The 22737-nt window shown below is 63.9% G+C and carries 8 protein-coding genes; 5 read left to right on the top strand and 3 right to left on the bottom strand.

What is annotated here, in order from left to right:
• Positions 1–87 precede the first annotated feature (87 nt).
• The 5 genes from V6F91_RS18335 (at position 88) to V6F91_RS18355 (ending at position 17602) form a co-directional block, all read left to right on the top strand.
• A complete protein-coding gene (locus V6F91_RS18335; protein WP_332766829.1) occupies positions 88–480 on the top strand; it encodes a RidA family protein in 393 nt (130 codons plus the stop codon).
• 564 nt (positions 481–1044) lie between these two features.
• The gene (locus tag V6F91_RS18340; protein WP_332766831.1) at positions 1045–12768 is read left to right on the top strand and encodes a BapA/Bap/LapF family large adhesin; all 11724 of its coding nucleotides are present in this window, start codon (positions 1045–1047) and stop codon (positions 12766–12768) included.
• A gap of 45 nt (positions 12769–12813) precedes the next feature.
• The gene (locus V6F91_RS18345; RefSeq protein WP_332766833.1) at positions 12814–14250 is read left to right on the top strand and encodes a TolC family outer membrane protein; all 1437 of its coding nucleotides are present in this window, start codon (positions 12814–12816) and stop codon (positions 14248–14250) included.
• Positions 14247–16409 carry a type I secretion system permease/ATPase gene (locus V6F91_RS18350; RefSeq protein ID WP_332766835.1) on the top strand — a complete coding sequence of 721 codons (2163 nt, stop codon included), beginning with the start codon at positions 14247–14249 and terminating at the stop codon, positions 16407–16409. The genes V6F91_RS18345 and V6F91_RS18350 overlap by 4 nt, the downstream gene beginning before the upstream one ends.
• Before the next feature lie 5 nt (positions 16410–16414).
• The gene (locus V6F91_RS18355; RefSeq protein ID WP_423815342.1) at positions 16415–17602 is read left to right on the top strand and encodes an HlyD family type I secretion periplasmic adaptor subunit; all 1188 of its coding nucleotides are present in this window, start codon (positions 16415–16417) and stop codon (positions 17600–17602) included.
• On the opposite strand, the gene V6F91_RS18360 is transcribed toward V6F91_RS18355, so the two are convergent.
• From V6F91_RS18360 to V6F91_RS18370, 3 genes are all read right to left on the bottom strand, one after another.
• Positions 17603–18106 (bottom strand): trypsin-like peptidase domain-containing protein, encoded by a 504-nt coding sequence (locus V6F91_RS18360; protein WP_332766837.1) that lies wholly within the window; start codon positions 18104–18106, stop codon positions 17603–17605.
• Positions 18107–18461: 355 nt separating this feature from the next.
• Positions 18462–21551, bottom strand: coding sequence for an efflux RND transporter permease subunit (locus tag V6F91_RS18365; RefSeq protein ID WP_332766841.1), 3090 nt, complete (start codon positions 21549–21551; stop codon positions 18462–18464).
• A complete protein-coding gene (locus V6F91_RS18370) occupies positions 21548–22657 on the bottom strand; it encodes an efflux RND transporter periplasmic adaptor subunit (protein ID WP_332766843.1) in 1110 nt (369 codons plus the stop codon). Before V6F91_RS18370 ends, V6F91_RS18365 begins: the two co-directional genes overlap by 4 nt.
• Positions 22658–22737 lie beyond the last annotated feature (80 nt).

Genomic DNA, 22737 nt, shown 5'->3' on the forward strand with positions numbered 1-22737 from the left:
CAACCTCAGCGGGCCGATGACTCGAATGGACGCCGCGCTGGCATCTGGGTTAATTTTTTGTCCGTTTATCCATAAGGCGCCACGACCATGACTGATCGTCAGATCATTGTTCCAGACAGCATGACATTGCTCTGCGAGCAGGCCGGTTACGCACCCGCAATTAAAGTGGGAAAAACGCTTTACTGCGCGGGTCAGATAGGCCGGACGCCGGAATTAGCCGTGATCGAAGACCCTGAGCAGCAGTTTCTGGCAGCCTGGGAAAATCTCCGGCTCGTCTTGCAAGCCGGTGGCTGCGCATTTGCAGATGTTGTGGAAATGACCACCTATCACGTCGACATTCACCGCCACATGCCGACATTCAGACGCGTGAAGGATGCAGTCTTTCCCAGGGGCACTTGCGCGTGGACATGCATAGGCGTCGCGGAGCTGGCTCGACCAGGACTTCTTGTGGAGATCAAGTGCGTGGCCGTAGAGCGCTAACTTCCTCGCAACACTGCGGAACGTTCAACGCAACGCTGGCAATCATTTCCTGCCTCGCCCGCCCCCCTTCAGCGGTTGCGAATCAGCGCCGGGCGGTTTTCGATCACTTCGACGTTCGATAGCAAGCGCACGAACTTTCTCGCTACCCAGGTGCCTCACTCGAAGCGAAAAAACCGGCACTGCAATTTTCTTGTACAGCCCGTCCCCGCCGCTAAATCCAAATAATTAATTCCTTCGCATGGAGCCCGGCCTGAACCGAAATCCTTAACGGGAAACATTCGATATCGAGTAGCCATCACTTGATCGCGAAGTCGGATTCAGGGTTGCCCAGAGTTTTCTGCAGAGCTTATCAACGACACATTTTGTTTCATCGAAAAGCCCCTTGGATCCAACGTCCCGACAAACGGAAAATTCGTTTTTTTCCTCTATTTAACAGAGCGTTAAGAGATCCAATGAAAGCGCTTCGTAGTAACTGACAGTTATCAGGCGACCCGAACTCACACTCCCTATCTATGGTTTTGAATATATCCGTGCGGTCCGCCGATGCACTAACAGGGAGTAGTAATGGACAACATCGTTATCGCCGACAAAGCCAGTTCGCAACTCACCGCGCAGAATTGGGGCGATGTTCTGCTCAATCAGCCTTCAGTTGTACAAATTCCGGCCCGGCCCGAGCAACTGGCTTCAACCAGTCGCAGCGGTCAGGATCTGATCCTGAATCTGAAGACTGGCGAGCAGATCAAAATCACCAATTTCTTTGTCACCAGCCCTGATGGAGTTGCCAACGACATCGTGCTCCAGGGCGACGACGCCACCCTGTGGCAGGCGCGCTACAACGCAGAACCCTTCAATGGCTTTACCTTCGACGAAATAGGCTCGCTCGACGAGTTGATCGCCGGTGTCGGCGTGGTTGACGGTGCCACCCCCGCATGGGCGATTGCCGGGCTGGGTCTGTTGGGCGCGGGCGGTGCGGCCGCGGCTGCAGGCGGTGGTGGCGGAGGCGGCGGTGGTGGCGGCAATGGCGATGCGACGCCACCCGCGACTGCGACCGGTCTGAGCTTGTCGGCCGATGGTCGCGTGCTCAGCGGATTTGGCGAGGCTGGCAGTCTGGTACAGGTACGCGACGCAGCGGGCAACCTGCTGGGCTCAGGCACCGTCGGCGCTGACGGGCAATTTCAGGTTGATCTGAACACCCCGCAAACCAATGGCCAACCCCTCGACGTGACGCTGACCGACGGTGCAGGCAATGTGTCCACACCGGGCACGGTGACTGCGCCGGACACCACTGCGCCTGCCGCTCCCGCCAATCTCAGCGTGAGCGCCAACGGCACGCAACTCGTTGGCATTGGTGAAGCCGGCGCGACCATTCAGGTGCGCGCAGCCGATGGCCGCCTGTTGGGCAGCGCCGTAGCGGCGGCGGATGGCACCTTCAGCGTCACGCTCAGCCCTGCGCAAACCGGCGGACAGCCTTTGACCGTCAATGCCATCGATGCCGCCGGGAATATCTCCACGGGCGCGACAATCAGCGCACCGGAGATCGTCGAACCGCAAACACCTGCCAACCTCGGTCTGAGCAGTGACGGCAGCCAGCTCAGCGGTACGGCCAGGGCCGGCACCACGGTCGAAGTGCGTGCCGCCAATGGTGACGTGCTCGGGCGTGCGACGGTCGGCGCTGACGGCACCTTTACGGTGACGCTCAGCCCGGCGCAAGCCAACGGTGAAGTAATCAGCGTTGTCGCGCTCAATAGTGCCGGCGTGCAATCGCCTGCGGTGACATTCAACGCAGCGGATATTACCGGCCCCGCTGCCGCCACGGACGTGTCCGTCAGCAGCGACGGCCTGTCTGTCACCGGCCGCGGCGAACCCGGCAGCACGGTCAGTGTGACCAATGCCCAAGGCACTGTGCTCGGCACGGCGCTGGTCGCGGCGGACGGCTCGTTTACGGTTCAACTCAACGCGGCGCAAATCGACGGTGAAGCACTCAGCGTGCAGCTCACCGACGGCGCTGCCAATCCTTCGCCGGCGGTCACCGTCATAGCCGTCGACCTCGACGGCCTGACGCAGCCCAGCGACATCGATTTGAGCGTGGATGGCGCGCAAATGAAAGGCCGCGGCCAGGTCGGGTCTACCGTGACCGTGCGTGATGCCAACGGCAACGTGCTCGGCTCCGCTGTGGTCGGCGCCGACGGTACCTTCACCGTGCAATTGAGCCCGCCACAGAACAATGGCGAAACCCTGCAGATCAGCGCCAGCGATGGCGCGGGCAATACCTCCGCCCCGCTGACCTATGTAACGCCTGACACCCAAGGCCCGGCGCCACTGACGGGCGTCACCCTGGATAACCAGGGGCAGACGCTGACCGGTCAGGGTGAGGCCGGCGCCGCCATCACCGTGCGTGATCCGGCGGGCAATATCATCGGCACCGGCACGGTCGGCATCGACGGCAATTTCACCATCAACCTGTCGACACCGCAGACCGACGCGCAACAACTGCAAGTGATTCAGACCGACGCCGACGGCAACCCGTCGGCGCCGGTCAACGTCACGGCGCCCGATCTTACGGTACCGGTTGCAGTCTCCGATGTGGACATTTCCGCTAACGGCGCTGTGGTTACCGGTAACGGTCAGCCCGGCGCCACCGTGACCGTCACCGACGCCGGCGGCGTGGTCTTGGGAACTGCCGTGGTCGGCAGCGATGGCCGTTTTGAGATCAATCTTTCCTCGCCGCAAACCAACGGTCAGAATTTGAACGTCGCGCAGACTGACGCCTCGACGTCGGCTTCGCCGGCTGTGCCGGTTCAGGCGCCGGATATTCAAGCTCCCACTGCGCCTGCGAACGTGGCACTGGACCCGACGGGCAGCATACTCACCGGTACCGGCGAGCCCGGCGCCACGGTGTCGGTCAAGGATCTGGCCGGCAACACGCTGGGCACCGCGATCGTCGACGGCAACGGTGCGTTTACGGTCTCGTTGAACAGCCCCCAGACCAACGGTCAGCCGCTGCAAGTCAGCCAATCGGACGGTGTAAACGTATCCCCCGGCACCCCACTGACTGCGGCCGACACCACAGCGCCGCTGGCCCCTGACAATCTGGTGCTCAACAGCAATGGCGTAACGTTGACCGGTACCGGCCAGGCCGGAAGCACCGTCACCGTCACCGCGCCGGATGGCACGGTGCTCGGCACCACGCTGGTGGCCAGCAACGGCAGCTTCACCGTCAACCTCAGCCCGGCGCAACTTGATGGCCAGGAGCTCAGCGTCATTCAGACCGATGCGAGCACCCTGCCCTCGCCGGCCACCCCGGTCACCGCACCGGACGTCACCGCCCCGCCAGTACCGACCGGGTTGATCATCGACCCGGCGGGTGCCACCGTCACCGGCACCACGCAGCCGAACAATACCGTCGAAGTGCTGGACGCCAACGGCAACGTCATCGGCACCGCGACCGCTGACGGCACGGGCGCTTTCACGGTCGACCTCGATACCGCCCAGACCAATGGCGAAGCCCTGCAGGTGGTGGTGTCGGACGGTACCAACGCTTCATTGCCGGGCGCTGTCACTGCGCCGGACAACACTCCGCCGGCGCCGGTCAGTGATCTGGCGCTCAACCCGGCAGGCGATCAGGTTTCCGGCCTCGCCGAGCCCGGCACGCGGGTCACCGTCAGCATCGCCGGGGGTGGCACGGTGTTGGGCACCGCGATGGCGGGTGCGGATGGCCGTTTCGTGGTGACCCTGAATCCACCGGCCGAGCCTGGCGGTGATCTGGAAGTGATCAGCACTGACGGCGGCGGCAACGATTCTCCGGCCGTTCCACTGACGGGCCTTGACGGAAGCCAGGTCGCGACCCCGGACAATCTCGTCTTGAGCGCCGACGGATTCACTCTGACCGGCACGGGAACGCCCGGTTGCACGGTAACCGTGACCAACAGCAATGGCGATGTACTGGGCTCTGGCCTGATCAATGAATTCGGTAGCTTCACCTTGTTGCTCAGTGCCAAGCAGATCAACGCGCAGGTGCTGCAAGTCACCGCCACCAGCCCCGACGGTGATGTCTCGGTGCCGGGCACGGTAACGGCGGCCGATGGCACACCGCCCGAGGCGGTGAGCAATCTGCTATTGAACGCCACCGGCAGCGCGCTGACCGGCCGTGGCGAAGCCGGCGCGACCGTCACCGTCACTGACAGCAACGGCACGGTGTTGGGCACCGCACTGGTTGCCAGCAATGGCAGCTTCAGCCTGACGCTGACACCGGCGCAACTCAATGGCCAGGCGCTCACCGTGATCCAGAGCGACGCCGCCGGCAATCCGTCGCAGCCTGCCAGCCTCATCGCCACCGATCTGCAGCCGCCCGCCGCCGCAACCGCCGTCACCATCAACGACGTCGGCACCGTGGTCAAAGGCCAGGGCGAAGCCGGCAGCACCGCGACCGTGCGTGATGCCGCGGGCAATGTATTGGCCACCGGTGTGGTCGATCAGAGCGGCAACTTCCAGATCACCCTGCCCAACGCGCAGACCACCGGCGAGACCCTGCAAGTCACCCTGACCGATGCCAACGGCAACACCTCGACCGCCACCGGTGTGCTCACCGTCGACGGCACACCGCCCGCCGCCGTACAAAATCCTGTTATAAGCGCCGACGGCACTACGCTCAGCGGCACTGGCGAAGTCGGTGCGACGGTCATCGTCACCAATGCCAGCGGCACCGTGTTGGGCAGTGGCGTGGTTGGCGCGGGCGGTACCTTCAGCGTGACCCTGGCGCCCGCGCCCACCAACGGTGAAGCGTTGGCGATCAGCCAGACCGATGCAGCGGGCAATGTGTCGCCATCGACCAGCCTCAACGCGCCCGACATCAGCCCTCCGGCGGCCCTGACGCAGGTCGTGGTGAATGCTGATGGCGTGACCGTGACTGGTCATGGCGAGCCTGGCGCCACCGTGTCCGTGCGTAGCGCCGACGGCACGGTGCTCGGTACCGCGCAGGTGAGCAGCGGCGGCGCGTTCAGCGTCACCCTGAGCACGCCGCAGCTGAATGCCGAGGTGCTGACGGTTACTCAGGAAGACCCGCCGGGCAATGTGTCGACGGCCATCGAAGTGATCGCGGTCGATCTGACCCCGCCAGCCATTCCGAGCGGGCTGACCTTGAACGCCGCCGGTGTGCAACTGGCCGGTAATGCCGAGGCCGGTAGTACGGTCACGGTGCGCGATAGCCAGGGCAACTTGCTCGGCAGTACGACCGCCGCCGCCAATGGCACGTTCCAGGTGACGCTCAATAGCGCGCAAGCCAACGGCCAGTCGCTGAACGTGACGGCCACGGACGCGGCGGGCAATCCGTCAGCTCCGGCCATTCTCAATGCCGCTGACACCACTGCGCCGGGGGCGGCGAATGATCTGGCGGTCAGCGCCAACGGTGCGACGTTGACCGGTATCGGTGAAGTCGGCGCCAACGTTGAAGTTCGCGACGCCGGCGGTGCGCTGTTGGGCACCGCCACTGTCGGCAACAACGGCAATTTCAGCATCACTTTGTCACCGGCGGCGGTCGCCGGTTCGACGCTTTCGGTTGTGCAGATCGATGCCGCCGGCAACAGCGGCCCGGCGACACCGGTGACGGCGCCGGGCAATCTGGCGGAAAGTGCGCCAACCAATCTGGCCCTCAGCGCCGACGGCTTGACCCTGACCGGTTCCGCCAATGCTGGCAGCACCGTGAGCATTCGCAATGCCTCGGGCGTGTTGCTCGGCAGCGCCGTGGCGGCGGCCAACGGTAGTTTCAGCGTTACCCTCAACGCTGCGCAACTCAACGGCGAGCAATTGTCTGCCGTGGCGACATCGACTACAGGCATCAACTCGTCGCCTACCGACTACACCGCGGCCGACATCGCCGCACCCACGCCCCTCAGTGAACTGAGCCTGGCAGCGAACGGCACTGCGCTGACCGGGCGCGGTGAAGCCGGCGCCACCGTCACCGTGCTTGGCACCGGCGGAGCGATCCTCGGCAGCGCAGTGGTGGCGGCCAACGGCACCTTCAGCGTGACCCTCAACCCGGCGCAAACCTCGGGGCAGACCCTGAGCCTGAGCCAGGCCGATGCCGCCGGCAACGAATCCAACAGCGTCAACCTGATCGCTCCGGACCTGCTCGCCCCCAACCCACCCGCCGCCCTGGCGGTGAGCAATGACGGCAGTGTGTTGACCGGCACCGGCGAGGCCGGTACCACGGTCAAGGTGTTCAACGCCGCTGGAACGCTGGTTGGCACCGGCACCGTGAGCATTGACGGTAGCTTTGCGATCACCCTGACCACGCCGCAAGCCAACGGTCAGGCACTGACCGTGTCGCTGACCGACGCCGCAGGCAACACCTCGGCGGCGACACCGTTCACCTCGGTCGACAGCACGCCGCCAGCGGCCGTGGCGCAACTGGGCATCAGCGGCGACGGCGCGACCTTGACCGGGCGCGGCGAACCGGGCGCGCAGGTGCGGGTCATCGACAGTGACGGCAATGTCCTCGGCACTGCACTGGTCAGCCCGACCGGTACCTTCACCCTGACGCTGACCCCGGCGCTGAGCAATGCCGAAGTGATCAGCGTGGTGCAAGCCGACGCGGCGGGCAACGACTCGCCTGCGGTGAGCCTGACCACCCCTGATTTCACCCCGCCTGACCCGCTGGCCAATGTCGACATCAACAGCTCAGGCGCGCTGGTCACCGGCACCGGCGAGCCCGGCGCGACCGTGACCGTGCGCGACGCCAACGGCACCCTGCTCGGCACCAGCGTGGTGCTCGCTGACGGCTCGTTCAGCGTGACGTTGACCCCGCCGCAGATCAACGAACAGATCCTCAACGTGCAGCAGGCCGATCCGCCCGGCAACGTCAGCGCACCGGTGCCGGTCACCGCACCGGACTTGACCCCGCCCGCCACGCCTGTGGATCTGCAAATCAATGTCGCTGGCGACGTGCTCACCGGCCGTGGCGAAGTCGGCGCCGAGGTCAGCGTAAAGTTGGCAGACGGCACGGTGCTAGGCACCGGCACGGTCGGCAGTGACGGCCTGTTCCAGATCACCCTCTCACCGGCGCAAACCAATGGCGAAACGATCTTTGTCGAGCTCGCGGATGCCGCTGGCAACACCTCGCCTGCCGGCACCCTGCTGGCCGCCGACAGCACACCACCGGCGGCGCTGACCGATGTGGCGATCGATGCCAGTGGCAGCCTGATCACCGGCTCCGGCGCGGCGGGTTCGCAAGTGGTCATCACCAACGCGGTCGGCACCATTGTCGGCACCGGCACCGTCGCGGCGGACGGCAGTTTCAGCGTGACCCTCAATCAGCCGCTGCTCAACGGTGAAGCCCTGTCGGTGATCCAGCGCGATGCTGCAGGCAACCCTTCGCCCGTAGCGCCAGTTACCGCGCCGGACGTCACCGCACCGGCTGCCCCTAACGGGCTGCAACTTACGGCTAATGGTTTGACACTGACCGGTACCGGTGAAGCCGGCGCCACCGTACGCGTGCTCAGCGCGACCGGCACCGTGCTGGGCTCGGCAACCGTGGCAGCCAATGGCACCTTCAGCGTGACCCTCAACCCCGCGCAGGTTAACGGTGAGCAATTGAGCGTCAATCAGACGGATCTGGCCTTCAACACTTCACCGACCGCACCGTTGCAAGCAGGCGATACCACCGTTCCACTGGAAGTCGCCGACCTAAATGTCAGCCAGGACGGCCTGACCGTAACCGGCACCGGCGAGCCCGGGGCGACCGTCACCGTGCGTGACGGTGCGGTGGTACTGGGCACCGCGACAGTGGCCGCCGACGGCAATTTCAGCGTGACGTTGTCCGCAGCGCAACTCGATGGCCGCACGCTGTCGGTGGTGCAGGCCGATGCGAAAAACAACCTGTCCGAGCCCGCCCTGGTCGATGCGCCAGACAGCACCGCGCCGCTCGCGCCGACCGTCACATCGTTGACCGCAGACGGCGTTTCGATCGCCGGGACTGCCGAAGCCGGCAGCACCGTGACGGTGTTGTCGGCCACTGGCGCCGTACTGGGCACTGCCGTGGCGTTGGGCAATGGCACTTACACGGTCACGCTCAACCCGGCCCAGACCAATGGCCAGGTGTTGTCGGTGATCGCGACCGATGAGGCACTGAACGTATCGCCAGCGCTGCCCTTCCCTGTGCCCGATGTCAGCGCTCCAGATGCCGTCACCGGTCTGACCATCAGCGGCGATCTGACCCAGCTCGCCGGGCGTGGAGAGGCCGGTGCCAGCGTCGAGGTGACTGACGCGCTCGGAAATGTCGTCGGCACTGCCACCGTCGCGGCCAACGGTACGTTCCTGGCCACCCTGACGCCGGGCATCACGGCCGGGCAGGTATTGACCGTGACCCAGACCGACGCGGCCAATAACGTTTCCGCTGATGCCATCCTGAGCGTACCGGCTGTCCCGGCGCCGGATGCACCAGGCAATCTGCTCTTGTCGGGCGACGGCGCGACGCTGACCGGCACCGCGGCAATCGGCACCACCATCAACATCTTCGGCGCTGACAACAGCCTGATCGGCACCGACATCACCGGTCCGGACGGCACGTTCAGTGTCGTGCTGACGCCGGCGCAAACCAATGGCCAGAGCCTTGAGGTCACCGCCAATACGCCGCTGGGTGGCGCTTCATTGCCAACGGAAATCACTGCCGATGACACCTCGGCGCCAGCGCCACTCAGCGACCTGGCAGTGAACGCCAGCGGCACACTGGTCAGCGGTCGCGGCGAAGTCGGCGCAACGGTGAGAATCACCGGCGCGGGCGGTGTGTTGCTGGGTGAAACGGTCGTGGCGGCGAATGGCACATTCAGCGCACAACTGAATGCGCCGCAGGTGAACGGCCAGCTACTCAATGCCACTCAGACCGATGCGGCCCTCAACACGTCGTCCGGTCTCAACGTCACCGCACCCGACATCACGCCCCCCGCCGCACCGACCGCGCTGCTGCTCAGCGGCGGCGGGCTGGTGCTGGGCGGGCTCGGTGAAGCCGGTGCCCTCGTCACCGTGCGTGGCGCTGGAGGCACGGTGCTGGGTACCGCAACCGTGGCGGGCAACGGCACGTTCTCGGTGACCTTGTCCACGGCGCAACTCAACGGTCAGCAATTGAGCGTCAGCCAGAGCGATGCGGCGGGCAATGTTTCACCGTCAACCAACCTCAACGTCGCCGACACCACAGCACCGACAGCGTTGAGCAATGTGACCCTGAACGGCACCGGGCTGGCGATCAGCGGCACGGGTGAAGCCGGCGCCACGGTCAGCGTGACCAACGCCGCCGGTACCGTGCTCGGTACGGCGGTGGTCAATGCCAGCGGCAGCTTCACCGTGCAACTGTCCAGCGCTCAGCTCAACGGCCAGCAGCTCAACGTGCAACAGGCTGACCCGGCGGGCAATCTGTCGCCGGTGTTCAACCTGACGGCGAACGACACCCAGGCACCGCTCGCAGCGACCGGTCTGGCGCTGGCCACCAATGGCCTGACCGTGAGCGGCACTGGCGAAGCGGGCGCGACGGTGAATGTCTATGGGCCGGGTGGCGCGCTGCTCGGCACCTCGACAGTAGGCAGTGGTGGCACCTTCAGTTTCAACCTGAACAGCGCACAACTGGATGGCCAGCTGTTGACCGTGCGCCTGGTCGATCCGGCCGGCAACCTCTCGCCGAACGCCAGCCTGACGGCGCCGGATGTTACCGCTCCGGGCGCTCCCACCGGGGTCAGCGTCAATGGCAGCGGCACCTTGCTCACCGGCGTCGGTGTGCCCGGCTCAACCATCAGTGTGCGTGGCGTCGGCGGTGTGGTGCTCGGCACGGCCACCGTCGCCGCTAACGGCAGCTTCTCGGTGCTGCTGGCGTCGGCGCAGATCAACAGCCAGGTGCTCAGCGTCACTCAGGCAGACCCGAGCGGCAACGTGTCGGCAGCGGCGAGCGCCACCGCGCCCGACCTGACGCCACCCGCTGCCGCCACGGCGCTGCTGGTCGGCGCCGACGGTCTGAGCGTCACCGGCACCGGTGAGGCCGGCGCAACCGTCACCATCAAATCGGCCGCCGGCACCGTGCTGGGGACCGGCACGGTCAACAATCTCGGGCTGTTCAACATTGTCCTGAACAGCGCGCAGATCAACGGCGAAAAACTCACCGTCAACCTCAGCGATGCGCGCGGCAATGTCTCGGTCGCCGCTAATGTCACGGCGCCGGATATCGACGTCAACGCACCGGTGGTGGCCAGCGATAACCTTGCCGTCGGCACTGTCACTCTGGCTCCGGTCACCGCGTCGCAGACCTTCAACGATTCGTTCACCACGCTGCTGGCCGGCTTCTCGAAAACTTTCACCTTCACCGTGGCCGGCGGCACGCGGCTTGATCCAACCCTGACGTTGACCACCAACAGCCTGATTTCGCTGCTCGACGGCGTGGTCTACACATTGCAGGTGAAGAATGCCAGCGGCACCTGGGTCACCCTGGATGTCAACGGCAGCGGCGGTCTGCTCGACCTCATTGCCCTCACCGGGCAAGGCGTGCGCGTCGACATTGGTAACTTGCTGTCAGGCGACTACCGGCTGACCGTATCGAGCACCGGCATCGGCGTGCTGACCACGGTCAACACGCAACTGCAACTCGACGTCAGCAGCCTGACCCAGTTCAACGGCATCGCCGGGCCAGCGGTGACCGGCAACGTCATCACCAACGTCGGCGTCGATGGCACCGCCGACCAGACCGGCCCGGACAACGGCGCGCAATTGCAGATCTTCAAGAACGGCGCCTGGGTCAGCGCCGGGGCCGGCACCACGGTGCAAGGGTTGTACGGCACGCTGACCATCGACGCCAACGGCAACTACAGCTACAAGCCCAACGGCAGCGTCAGCAGCGTCGGCAAAGTCGACGTGTTCAACTATCAGTTGGTGCACCCGAACGGCTTGAGCGACACCGCCAACCTGTACGTGCGCATCGATAGCCCGCAAGCCACCGAAGTGTGGAACGACGCCAACCTCGGCAGCCCGGCGCTGGTGGTCGATGCTACGGCGGACATCGCGTCGACTGACGTCACTCTGGTCAACCGCGAAGTCACCAGCAACTCTGCCCTCGGCACGTTCAACGTGTTGCTGGGCGGTGGCAGCGGCAACTACAACACCGTGGTTGCGGCAAACACCGTCAGCGACCTGACCGTGATGGTCAACTCGAGCAACCTGCTGGCCCTGCTCGGTTCGATGACGGTGGGCCTGTACAAACTCAACACCGCGACCAACCAGTACGTGCTGGTCAAGAGCTACGGCGGCAACGCGCTGCTTAATCTCGGCGGCGGCAACTACGGGATCAAGTTCGATGATCAGACCGCGGGCACTTATCAGGTGCGGGTGGCGGTCGGCGGTCTCGGTCTGCTCACCAGCGTCAATACCAGCCTGATCAACGTCGCCACCTACACCAACCAGTTTGTGGTCGGCAGCTACACGCCGGTGTCGGGCAACCTGCTCACCGACACCGCGGGCGGCGGCGCCGATGTGCTGGGCTCGGTCTATACCCTGCTCAGTGTGTTGGTCGCTGGCAGTTACGTGGCGCCGGGTTACAACGGCGTCTCGCTGGTCGGCAACTACGGCACGCTGCTGGTGCAGGCCAACGGCAATTACACCTACACGCTCAAGGCCGGGCTGACCGATGCAGTGATCGGTCAGGAAGACAACTTCACCTATCAGCTCACTCACCCCAACGGCACGGTCGATACCGCCACACTGACCATCGACCTGAACAAGGCCGGCGCCTTCGCCAGCACCGCGTTCTCGGCGCTGGCCAGCGATGACCTCGGTCTGGCTCACGCGCCTGCCGCCAGCGAGTTGATTCAGGGCACCGACGGCAACGACACCCTCGACGGCTCGCACGGCGGCGCCATCACTCTGCAAGGCGGGGCCGGTAACGACACGCTGATCATCGCCGACCAGCAGTTCACCTCGGTCGATGGCGGCAGCGGCACCGACACCCTGCTCTGGGCCGGTGGCGACGTATCGATCAACCTCGGCGATCTGCAGAGCAAGATCGATAACGTGGAAATCCTCGACCTCAACCACTCCAGTGCGGTGTCACTGACGTTGAACCTCAGCGACTTGCTGGCGATCACTTCCTCTGACAACAACACCCTGCTGATCAAGGGTGATGACAAGGACAGCGTGCACATGACCGATGGCTGGGTCGCCGATGGCGCGCAACAAGCCGACGGCATCGACTATGTTCAATACACGGCACAGGAGGATCCGAGCCACCACTTGTGGGTGCAAAACGGCATCCAAGTCGTCTGAAACAAGGCACCAGCAACGTCCGTCTCTCAACAGTAAGGGAAGTCTGTGGAGTCAGTTTTTCGCCAGAAATGGCCGGTGGTCGTGCTGACCATCGGCCTCTACCCCGCGTTCACCGTCGACGTTCGCGCCGACGACAATCTCGACAGCCGCTTGCGCAGCATCAGCCCGGCGCAACTGCAACAACCGGCAGGCAATGACAACCGTCAGCGCCCTGCCCCTGCTTCGCGGGCGTCCGCCAATGTGGACGCTTTGGGCCTGGAACAAGCCGTGCGCCTGGCCGTGGACTGGCACCCTCGGATCGGCGAGGCCATCGGCACGCTGTTCCAGCAAGGCGAAGGCGTCAACGTCGCCGAATCCGGTTATTACCCGCAGGTCACCGGTGGCATCAAGGGCGGTTACACCAGCGGTTACGGCAGCGATGCCGGCAGCCAGTCAGTGAACATTTCCCTCAAGCAGATGCTCTACGATTTCGGCAAAGTGTCCAGCTCGGTCGACGCGGCCCGCGCTCGCGTGGTGCGTAGTCAGGCCGGGATTCTGCTGGCGATCGACGACGTGGCCCGCGACACCGCCAAGGCCTACATCGAAGTACAGCGTTATCAGCGTCTGCTTGAGGTTGCCCGTGAACAGATTCAAGGCATCGGCGGCATCGTTGATCTGGCAAAACAGCGCAGCGACATGGGCGCCAGCACCCGTTCCGATATGGTTCAGGCGCAGTCCCGGGCCGAAGGCGCGACCGCCACGTTGCAGGAATTCAAGGCGCAGTACGCGCGCTGGCAAGCCACCTTGACCAGCCTGCTCGGACGCCGCACGCCGCCAGCGGTCAGCGAAGCCGCCGCGCCGACGCTGAGCCAGGCCTGCGATGCCTCGCAAATCTCCGATGCCCTGCCCGCCGTTCTGCAAGCCGCCGCGCAACGCACCCAGGCCCAGGCCGAACTGGCGCAGGCAAAGGCCGAAGCCTACCCGACCCTGTCGCTGCAACCGTCGGTCAATCAATACCTCGACGACCATTACGACGATCAGAACTCGCGCGCCGATCGCACCCAGGTCGGGATCTTCCTCAACCTCGAAGTGCCGATCTATCAGGGCGGTGCCATCAGCGCCCGCAGCCGCGCCGCCGGGCATGCCTTGACCGCCGCGGACTCGGCCGAAGACTTTGCCCGACTGCAAGCCCGCCAGGGTCTGGCTGAAGCCCAGGCGCAGACCTCGGGCCTGAACCGTCGGCTGCGCTCGCTGGAATTGCGCCAGACCAGCATCACCGAGGCGCGCATGTTGTACGGCCGACAGTACCTGGAACTGGGCACGCGGCCGCTGCTGGACTTGCTCAACGCCGAGCAGGAAATCCACCAGTCGCGCTTCGATCTGGTCAACACCCAGGCCGATCTGCAACGCCTGCAGATCGATTGCTTCTACAACAGCGGGACGATTCGCCGGGTCTTCGGCATCGACCACAGCGCCATCCAGAATGTCGAGATCCTGCCATGACCGACGCCAGCATCACTATTCCCGAAACCGTGGCTGCCGAGGCGCGCGAAGATTATTCGCCGTGGCTGGAAGCGGTGCTCAAGGTCGCCCGTCACTATCGCATCGATGTTTCCCCGGAAAGCGTGCGCCTGGCTTCAGTGCACAGCGAAGGCCGCGTCGAAGAAGTGCTTCGGCACATTGCCCGTCAGGCCGGTTTGAGCGTGAAGTTCGCGGTGTTCGACAACAAGAGCCTGAGCCGTTGGCGCACGCCGCTGGTGGTGCAGTTGCGCGACGGTCAGGTCGGCGTGCTGGAAAGCATCGGCGAGGCCGGCGAACTGGGAATTTGCTTCAGCGGCGACCAAGGCTTGCAGAGCCGGATGGACACGGCCGTGCTCGCCGAACAGGCACTGCGCACGGTGATTCTGCGCCCGACCCAACCGGTCTCCGACGTGCGCACCAACGACTACATCAAGCCCTACGACGAGCATTGGTTCCGCCGCATTGTCCTCACCGACTTGAGGCCGTACACCCAAGTAATGATCGCCTCGCTGGTAGCCAACTTGCTGGGCATGGCCGGGGTGCTGTTTTCCATGCAGGTGTACGACCGGGTGATTCCGGCCGAATCCTTGCCAACCCTGTACGTGTTGTTCGGCGGGGTGATGCTGGCGCTGCTGTTCGATTTCGTCATGCGCATTCTGCGGCTGCGCATCACCGATGTGCTCGGTAAGCGCGCCGATTTGCGGGTGTCCGATCTGGTGTTCGGTCATGCATTGCGCCTGCGCAATTGCGCCCGGCCGAAATCCACCGGCTCGTTCATTTCGCAACTGCGCGAGCTGGAGCAGATTCGCGACCTGATCACCTCCAGCACCGCCACGGCGCTGGCCGACATGCCGTTTTTCCTGCTGTTCCTGCTGGTGTTCTATTTGATCGGCGGGCCGCTGGTGTTGATTCCGCTAGTGGCGCTGGTGTTCATGCTGTTGCCGGGGATCGTCGCGCAACCGCGTCTGGCCAAACTGGCCAATGCCTCGATGCGCGAAGCCGCGCTGCGCAACGCGATGTTGGTGGAAAGCATTCAGGGCCTCGACGACATCAAGGCGCTGCAGGCCGAACAGCGTTTCCAGCAACAATGGAATCAATACAACGCCGCCTCGGCGGACAGCAGCCTGCGTTTGCGCACCCTGACCAACAGCCTCGTGGCGTGGACGCAGAACGTGCAAGGCGCGATCTTCGCCGTGGTGATCGTGTTCGGCGCGCCGATGGTGATTGCCGGCGACCTGACCACCGGCAGTCTGGTCGCGGCGTCGATTCTGTCGTCACGGATGATGGGGCCGATGGCGCAACTGACTCACGTGCTCACCCGTTGGCAGCAGGCCAAGGTTGCGCTGGAAGGCTTGAACCGGATCATGCAGATGCCGGTCGATCACCCTGAGGGCAGCCAGCGCGTGCACCTGCCGGCGATTCGTGGCGACTACCGGATGCGCCAGGCGAGTTTCCGCTACAGCGAAGAATCGGCCCCGGCGCTCAGCGCCATCGACCTGACCATTCGCCCCGGCGAGCGCATCGCCTTGCTCGGCCGCAACGGCGCCGGCAAATCGACGTTGCTCCAGGCCTTGGGCGGTGCGATGGACCTGAGCAGCGGTGAAACCACGCTGGACGGCATCGCCATAGCGCATCTCGATCCGGCAGACCTGCGCCGCGACGTCGGCCTGCTGTCGCAACAGGCGCGGCTGTTTCACGGCACCCTGCGCGACAACATCACCCTCGGCGCCGGTCAGGCAAGCGATCAGGAAATCATCGCCGCGCTGAACGTTACCGGCGCGCTCGAATTCGTTCGTCAATTGCCCAAAGGCATGGATCATCTGGTGCTTGAAGGCGGCCTCGGTCTGTCCGGCGGTCAGCGCCAGAGCCTGTTGCTGTCGCGCTTGTTGCTGCGCCAGCCGCAAGTGCTGTTGCTGGACGAACCGACGGCGGCGCTGGATGACGTCACCGAACGTCTGCTGCTGGAAAAACTCGCGACCTGGACCCAGGGCCGCACGCTGGTGGTCGCCACGCATCGGGTCAGTGTGTTGCAACTGGTCGAGCGGATCGTCGTCCTCGACAACGGGCGCATCGTCATCGATGACCATCGCGACGCAGCGCTGGCACGGTTGCGCGCCCCAGGCAAGGGAGTCGCGGTATGAAACCCATGATGACTGACGTGCCCGACCCGATGTCCTACCTCGACGGCCGCGACGAACGCGCCATCGCCGGGGGTGCAAGAGTGATCTGGGGCTGCGCGCTGATGCTCGCTTGCTTCATCGCCTGGGCGGCGTGGTTTGAAGTGGTCGAAGTCTCGACCGGCACCGGCAAGGTCGTGCCGAGTTCTCGCGAGCAGGTGATCCAGTCGATGGAGGGCGGCATTCTCGAACAGCTCAATGTCAGCGAAGGCGCCTTGGTCGAGCGCGGGCAGATTCTCGCCCAACTCGACCCGGTGAAGAACCAGTCCAACGTCGGCGAAAGCGCGGCCAAGTACCGCGCGGCGCTGGCCAGCGTCAATCGCTTGCAGGCTGAAGTCAGTGAAAAACCGCTGACGTTCGATCCTTCGCTGCAGGAGTTTCCCGAGCTGATCCGCGCCGAAACCGAGCTGTTCCAGACCCGCCGCAAAGGCCTGGCGGAAACCCTCGATGGCATTCAGAGTTCGTTGAAACTGGTGCGCAGCGAACTGGCGATCACTGAAAACCTGGCGAAGATCGGCGCCTCGAGCCGGGTCGAAGTCTTGCGCCTGACCCGCCAGCGCTCCGAGCTGGAGTTGAAGGCCACCGAAGCGCGTTCCGATTACATGGTGCGCGCCCGCGAAGATCTGGCCAAAGCCAATGCCGAGGCGCAGATGCTCGAAGCGGTGATCCGTGGGCGCACCGACTCGCTGTCACGCCTGACCCTGCGCTCGCCGGTACGCGGGATCGTCAAAGACATCGAAGTCAGCACCATCGGCGGCGTGATCGCGCCCAACGGCCAGGTCATGCAGATCGTGCCGCTCGATGAACAACTGCTCATCGAGACGCGCATCTCGCCGCGCGACATTGCCTTCATCCATCCGGGCCAGGCGGCCAAGGTCAAGATCACCGCTTACGACTATTCAATCTACGGCAGCCTCGACGGCGAAGTGGTGACGATCTCGCCGGACACGATTCAGGACGAAGCCAAACCCGAGATTTTCTACTACCGCGTGTTCATCCGCACCGCGTCGGATGAACTGCGCAACAAGGCCGGCAAACGCTTCGCCATCGTCCCCGGAATGATCGCCACGGTGGACATTCGCACCGGCGAAAAAACCGTGCTCGACTACCTGATCAAACCGCTCAACCGCGCCCGCGAAGCGTTGCGCGAACGCTGATCAGCGGCTGGCCAGCTTGGTCGTCGGCGGCACGCTCGGCGCGAGGCTGGCTTGATAACGCGTCCACTCGCGATTGATTTCGGCATAAGGCAGGAAAATGCTCACGCGCGGTTGATCAAGCAAGTCTTTACGCTTGAGCCGGCTGACGTCATCGCGGGTAAGGAACGCCACGTTGATGCCGACCACCTTGCCGTCGGCGGAAAACACGGGTCCACCAGACATGCCCTTGGCCAGCGCGCCATTATGAGTGCCGTAAAGCACGTTGCCCTCTTTGACGTCGAGACGCACCATCGCCGGCAGCGCCTGGCCGGTGCCCTTGACCGACATGTACAGCGAATTGAAGCCCACCGACGTCAGCTCCTCGCCCGGCTTGTAGCCGCGCCACGCCGGCACGCTGCCGGCCTTGTGCCGGAAGAACTGCACATCCGCCTGGCCCTGAAAAACCGCGCCCGACAGATACGGAATGTGCTTCACCGTCACGGCGTAATCTTCATTCCATTGCACAGCCGAACCCATCAGCACGTAAGGCAAAGGCGCGCCGGAGTGAACGACAAAGGCTTGGTCTAAAACAGGATCCTGAACAAAAGCGACTGGCATTCCATTGCACCCGCTGAGCAGCATCGACGCTGCAACAAGTGACTTGAGGGGGCGCATTTTCGGCACATCATGAAGTGAGGGATGGTGCTGCAATATGTCATTGCGCCATCACTTCTGACAATAGGCTGAGGCTACCGTTTGTCTACTAACGATACAGTGAGTCAATGATTGGATCCAAGTAGATTTCCGCTTTCCACCAAACCCCTGTGGGAGCGGGCTTGCCCGCGAAGAGGCCCGCCCACGCACCACAAATTTCACCTGCCTAGGCCATTTTCACGCCTTCCCCCTGCTCTTGCTTCCCAGCCCGAATCCTGAACCAGATCGCATACATCGCCGGCAAGAACACCAAGGTAATAATCGTCCCGACAAACGTGCCGCCAATCAGCGTATACGCCAGCGTGCCCCAGAACACCGAGTGCGTCAGCGGAATGAACGCCAGAATCGCCGCCAGTGCGGTCAACAGCACTGGCCTGGCCCGTTGCACGGTGGCTTCGACCACGGCGTCGAAAGGCGCGAGGCCTTCCTGTTCGTTGTGATGAATCTGTCCGATCAGAATCAGCGTGTTGCGCATCAGAATCCCCGACAGTGCAATCAACCCGACCAGTGCGTTGATGCCGAACGGCTGATTGAAGATCAGCAGCGTCGGCACCACGCCGATCAAGCCGAGTGGCGAGGTGAGGAAGACCATGATCATCGCCGAGATCGAGCGCACCTGGACGATGATGATCAGCAGCGTTACGGCGATCATGATCGGCAGCAGCGGCAAGATCGCTTTGCCGGCCTTGCCCGACTCTTCGATGGCGCCGGCCTGTTCGATTCGGTAACCGGGAGGCAGTTGCGCAATGATCGGCTGCAGTTGCTGGATGATCACGCCGGACACGTCCGGTGGCTGCAAGCCTTCGGCGATGTCGCCGCGCACGGTGATGGTCGGGGTGCGATCGCGGCGCCGCAGGATGGGGTCTTCCATGCGCACCTCGACCTTGCCGATCTGCGACAGCGGAATGCGTTGCCCTGCTGCACCGACCAGGGTAAAGCCTTCGATCTGCGCCGGGTCCAGGCGGATGTTGCCCGCCGCACGGCCAACCACCTGCACCGAACGGATGTCTTCACGCACCGCCGTGATCGGCACGCCGCTGAGCAAGAATTGCAACTGCTGGGCCACGGCGCTGGAGGTCAGCCCGACCGCCTGCAAGCGATCCTGATTGAGGTTGAAATGCAGCGTCGGCGTCAGCGGCCCCCAGTCGGTGTTGACGGTGCGCATCATCGGACTGTTCTGCATCACGCTGCGGACCTGCTCGGCGAGGTCGCGCAATTTAGCCGGATCAGAGCCCATCACTCGGTAAGCCACCGGGAACGGCGAATACGGGCCGAAGACGATTTGTGTGGCACGCACGCGCGCTTCCGGGGCGAGGCCTTGAGCAACCGCTTCGCGCAAACGCAACTTGAGGGTTTCGCGGGCGTCCTGGTTGTCCGTCAGCACGACGATCTTGGCGAATGACGGGTCCGGCAACTCTGGCGCCATGGCCAGGAAAAACCGTGGCGCACCCTGGCCGATATAGGCGGTGACGATTTTTGCCTCCGGCTGTTTTTGCAGCCATGCCTCGACTTTGGCCGTGGCGGCGCTGGTCTGCTCGATCGCGCTGCCGTAGGGCATTTGCACTTCGATCATCACTTCGGGACGGTCAGAGGTCGGGAAGAATTGCTTCTTTACCAGCCCCATGCCCGGAATCGCTACCACAAACAGCGCGACAACCGTGCCCGCCACCAGCCATTTACGGGTGATCACCCACGCCAGAATTTTGCGGAAACGGTTATAGCGCGGCGTGTCGTAGATTGCCGCGTGCCCGCCTTCGACTTGCTTGATCTCCGGCAACAACTTCACCCCGAGATACGGCGTGAAAGCCACCGCAACCACCCACGAAGCGATCAACGCGATGCCGACAATCCAGAACATGTTGCTGGTGTATTCGCCCGCCGTGGACTGGGCGAAACCGTTCGGCAAAAAGCCTATCGCCGTCACCAGCGTACCAGCCAGCATCGGCGCGGCGGTATGGCTCCAGGCATAGGCCGAGGCTTTGATGCGGTCATAGCCCTCCTCCATTTTCACCACCATCATTTCGATGGCGATGATCGCGTCATCGACCAGCAAGCCCAGCGCGAGAATCAACGAGCCGAGGGTAATCCGGTCAAAGTTTTTGCCGGTGGCGGCCATTACTACAAACACGATCGCCAGGGTCAACGGCACCGCTGCAGCGACCACGACGCCGACACGCCAGCCCATGCTGAGAAAGCACACCAGCATCACCACCAGCAGCGCGACGAAGAATTTGACCATGAACTCGCCGACCGCCGAGTCGATATTCACCGCCTGATCGGTGACTTTCGACAGGGTCATGCCCAGCGGCATTTCTGCATTGATGTTGAGCGTTTCGGCATCCAGCGCCTTGCCCAGATCCAGACCGTTCCAGCCCTCGCGCATGATCACGCCGAGCAGTAGCGCTTCCTCGCCGTTGTTGCGCACCAGAAAGGTCGCCGGGTCTTCGTAGCCGCGCTCGACCGTGGCCACATCCGAGAGCATCAGGGTGCGACCCTGCGCGACAACCGGCGTGTCACGAATTTTCTGCAAGGTGTCGAACGCGCCATCGACCCGCAGAAAAATCTCAGGCCCTTTGGTTTCGACCGATCCGGCGGGGGTCAGCACGTTCTGACTGTTCAGTGCGGCGAAGATGTCCTGCGGCGACAAGCCCAGCGTCGCCAGGCGATCGTGGGAAAACGAGACGAAGATGCGTTCGGCCTGCTCACCGATGATGTTGACCTTTTTCACCCCCGGCACATGCAACAGGCGCTGGCGCAAAGACTCCGCATCGCGCACCAGCAAGCGCTGCGGCTCGCCCTTGGCCTTCAGGGCGAACAGCGCGAATGTCACATCGGAGAACTCGTCGTTGACCATCGGCCCGATGACACCGGCCGGGAGCTTGATCGCCTCGTCGTCGAGCTTCTTGCGCGCCTGATAAAACTCTTCCTGCACCTGCGACGGCGGCGTGCTGTCGAGCAGCGACACCACGGTGAACGCCAGCCCGGGGCGGGTATAGGTTTCCGTTCGGTCGTACCACTTCAGTTCCTGCAAACGCTTTTCCAGCGGTTCGGCGACCTGGTCCTGCATCTCCTGCGCGGTCGCGCCCGGCCATGCGGTGATGACGGTCAACTGCTTGACGGTGAACGGCGGATCTTCTGCCCGGCCCAATTTGAAGAACGCCAGGGTGCCGGCGACGGCGATCAGAAAGATCAGGAACACCGTGATCGCGCGTTGGCGCACGGCAATGGCGGAAAGGTTGAATCGACCTTCGCTCATGGATGACTCCCGGCAACCTGAGCATCATCGCGGGCCAGCAAGCGCACGTCCTCGCCTTCGTGCAGCAGATGCGCGCCGAGCGCAACGATCGGCTCACCGACGCTGAGTTCGCCAGCGATGCGTGCCGAATCGTCACTCAACCCCAACACTTCGACAGCGCGCCAGGTCACTTTCGCCGGTGTACCGGCAATGGCCCACACGCCGGCACCTTTGCCTGAGTTGTGCAGCGCTGCGATCGGTACCTTTAGCGCCTGTTTTTGTGCCGTTCCCTGAGCGATATCAACGGTGACGGTCGAACCGATCGGCGCATTGGCGAGTTTGCCTTCGAGCACATAGCGCGCCTCGAACGTGCGCGTGGTGGGATCGGCGGAATCAGACAGCAGGCGCAGTCTGGCGTTGACCGCCGTCGCCGAATCGCCATAGAGCTTTGCCTTAGCGGTGGAGCCTGCGAGCGGACGCAAGGTCTCCGGCAAATGGACGATGGCTTCGCGCTGACCTGCACGCGCCAGTCGCACCACCGGTTGCCCGGGGCTGACGACCTGCCCCGGCTCGACGAGGGTTTCCACCACTACGCCGTCGGCGTCTGCTACCAGCACCGCATAACCCGACGCGTTGCGCGCGACGTCCGCTTGGGCGACGGCGGCGCTGAGTTGTGCTCTGGCGCTGTCGGCGGCGGCTTTGATCTGGTCGTAGGCCGAGGCCGAGATTGCGCCGGCGGCGACGAGTTCGCGATTGCGCGCTTCGTCATCGGCGGTCTGTTTGGCCCGGGCGCGGGCGGCGGTAACGGCTTCTTGCTGCGCTCGCGCCTGCAGGCCAAGGTCGATCGGGTCGAGGCGCATCAGCGGCTGCCCGCGCTTGACCGTCTGACCGGTGTCGACCAGACGCTCGAGCACCTTGCCCGAAACGCGAAACCCCAGGTCGCCCTGCACCCGCGCCGCCACCACACCGGTGAATGACCGCGAACCATCCTCCGCAGGCTGCACGACCGCCGACCTGACGAAGGGCGCGAGGGTCCGTGGGTCTTGCGCGGTGGAAGCATCACCACACGCCGTCAGGACGAGGGGCAGCCAACAGGCTGCGAGGGGAAAAGAACTGAGCCGGCGCATGGATTTCCTTTACTAAAATAGGATGACCATCATATTCTCAGCCTTGTGACCAATATCGTCAACAGTCACTAAACGTCAGA

Origin of the sequence: Pseudomonas koreensis, assembly GCF_036668835.1 — a bacterium.
Classification (GTDB): domain Bacteria; phylum Pseudomonadota; class Gammaproteobacteria; order Pseudomonadales; family Pseudomonadaceae; genus Aquipseudomonas; species Aquipseudomonas koreensis_I.